General features: G+C 70.9%; 1 protein-coding gene. It reads left to right on the forward strand.

What is annotated here, in order from left to right:
• Positions 1-2: 2 nt before the first annotated feature.
• Complete coding sequence (locus LPA54_RS41170) at positions 3-296, forward strand: P-II family nitrogen regulator (protein ID WP_228985504.1); 294 nt, start codon at positions 3-5, stop codon at positions 294-296.
• Positions 297-398 lie beyond the last annotated feature (102 nt).

The raw sequence follows: 398 nt of genomic DNA on the forward strand, positions 1-398 counted from the left end.
AGATCAAGGAGGCCCTCCAGGCCTTCGGAGTCCACGGTCTGACCGTTACCGAGGCCAGCGGCTACGGCCGCCAACGCGGCCACACCGAGGTCTACCGCGGCGCCGAGTACACGGTCGACCTGGTGCCCAAGGTCCGCATCGAGGTCCTGGTCGAGGACGACGACGCCGAACAGATCGTCGACGTCGTGGTCAAGGCCGCCCGCACCGGCAAGATCGGCGACGGCAAGGTGTCGACCCTCCCCGTCGAGACGGCCGTCCGGGTCCGGACCGGCGAGCGCGGCCCGGACGCGCTCTGACAGCAGACCGACCGAACAGGAGTCGCCGGGTGACGAGGACGGACATGCACGGCCAAGCAGAGAACTCGGGACCCGGCGGCTACGCGGCGGCCCGGCTGCACC

Source organism: Streptomyces sp. DH12, assembly GCF_020873895.1.
GTDB lineage: Bacteria > Actinomycetota > Actinomycetes > Streptomycetales > Streptomycetaceae > Streptomyces.